This window comes from Paraburkholderia sp., assembly GCF_050742655.1.
Classification (GTDB): domain Bacteria; phylum Pseudomonadota; class Gammaproteobacteria; order Burkholderiales; family Burkholderiaceae; genus Paraburkholderia.
In genome coordinates, this window is sequence record NZ_JBOIGG010000059.1 from 1 (window position 1) to 1,844 (window position 1,844).

At 58.9% G+C, this 1,844-nt stretch carries 2 protein-coding genes and 2 pseudogenes; all 4 read left to right on the top strand.

The window, feature by feature from the left end:
- Positions 1–97: 97 nt before the first annotated feature.
- Positions 98–316, top strand: a pseudogene (locus tag ACREXZ_RS30720) (transposase family protein); the annotation flags it as partial.
- A 25-nt stretch (positions 317–341) separates the two neighbouring features.
- Positions 342–812 carry a hypothetical protein gene (locus ACREXZ_RS30725; protein ID WP_431767896.1) on the top strand — a complete coding sequence of 157 codons (471 nt, stop codon included), beginning with the start codon at positions 342–344 and terminating at the stop codon, positions 810–812.
- Between the two features lie 197 nt (positions 813–1,009).
- Positions 1,010–1,276: a hypothetical protein gene (locus tag ACREXZ_RS30730; protein WP_431767895.1), complete on the top strand. Its 267-nt coding sequence runs from the start codon at positions 1,010–1,012 to the stop codon at positions 1,274–1,276.
- A 252-nt stretch (positions 1,277–1,528) separates the two neighbouring features.
- Positions 1,529–1,844 (top strand): annotated as a pseudogene (locus tag ACREXZ_RS30735) (spermidine synthase); the annotation flags it as partial.

The window sequence follows — 1,844 nt, forward strand, 5'->3', positions numbered from 1 at the left end:
CCTCCAGCCGGGTGATTCAATAAACCGCAGGGAGGGTTGCTGACATTCCGGAGGAGATGGATTCTATTGGCGAATCGCCGTTTGGAGGTGGTTCGCCATGGTTCGCAATTTGTCGGACGCATTGGGGGAGATCGAGGATCGGCGCGAACGCCAGGGACGTCATTACGAGCTACGGTCGATTTTGGCGATCGCGGTTGCGGCTATGTTGGCGGGGTCGAACGATTTGCTTTCGATTTTCCGCTGGGGTCGGCGGCTGCAACCTGAGGCTTTGAAGCTATTTGGCATTGCCCGTGGACGGGCGCCGTGTCACGCGACCTATCCCTATTTCTTTCAAGGGCTTGATGGCGAAGCTTTGGCGCGCGCTCTGGGCCGTTTCGCACGCGGTGCGGATGCGCCCGGGCATATCGCCATCGTCCTTCGACAAGCTCCGGATGAGGGGCAAGACTTTGCGCGGAAGCCGGCGGCCCGATGACCGGCCTTTGCATGTTCTGCCGGCCTTCGCGACCGGCCTTTCGGCCGTGATCGGCGATCTCGCTGTTGCGCCCGACGCCAACGAGATCACGGCGGCAATGGTGGTGTTGAAGGGGTTGCCCCTCATCCTGAGCGAAGCCGAAGGACGATGGAGCGATGATCACCGGCGACGCGATTTTCGCGCGAGCCGCGAGATATGTCGCCATATCCGCGACGCCAACGGGCATGACCTCTTCGCGGTCAAAGGCAACCAGCCGGAATTGGAAAGCAACATCAAAGTCGCCTTCGGCGACCTTTCCCCTTTTAACACATCGGATATATCCGATGTGTCATGTCTGTGACGGACCGCCGCCTTATATTGCGCGCGCAACGAGCGTCGAGAAGGGACATGGCCGGGTCGAGACGCGCCAGATCGCCGTAACGTGGGAGGCCGTCAAACATCTGCAATGGCCCGGCGCGGCGCAAATCATACGCGCTCTCGCGGCGGCGCTGGATCAAGGGAAAAGAAAGCGTCGAGATCGCTTACTTCGTCACCAGCCTGACGCGCGAGCAAGCCTCGCCCGAACCCCTGCTCGCTCTGGCGCGCGAGCATTGGGCCATCGAAACCAAGCTGCACTACGTGCGCGATGTGAGCCTAAGCGAAGATCGATGCAGGGTGCGCGCCGGCGCAAGGGCCCTCGCCTGCATCCGAAATCTCGTCCTCGCAATCATCCGCCGAGCCGGGCTAAGCGTGCCCGAAGCCCGCGACAATTTCCGCGAAGACCGCCAAGCCGCAATCTCCGCCGTCACGGGAAGAGTTCTTTGAATGACCCTGCGTGTCGAGGAAGTGGCATTGCCAACATCCGTCGAAAGTAGCAATCTCGGCGTCAGCACGGGCGTCATCCGGTGGATATCGGCCAATAAGAAGCGTACGCCCAAAACCAGAAGCTCGGGCAAGCGCGGAGCGGATATTATCGTACGCTGCATTAGGGTCAAGAAATTCACACTTACCGCTACCTGTTTTATTTACAGTTGAGAATTCATGGACGGCGGTGTGGCACGTTGGAGATCGTGGAAGATGAAATCCTATCCGTCGGCGATTGGGATCGTCACAATCAGCCGCTCGCCGCGGGCTTTGACGAGCGTTCTTTTCTTCGGATCCGGCGTTGCCGCGCTGCTCTATCAAATCGCATGGCAGCGTATGCTTTTTGGCTGGTACGGTGTCGACCTTGACTCGGTCAGTGCCATCGTTTCGATTTTCATGCTTGGGCTTGGGCTCGGCGCCATTACCGGCGGCTGGCTCGCAGATCGGTTTCAACGATACCGCATTTTCATCTTCTCATTGATGGAGCTCACGATCGCAATCTTCGGAATCTTCAGTCTCGATGTAATTG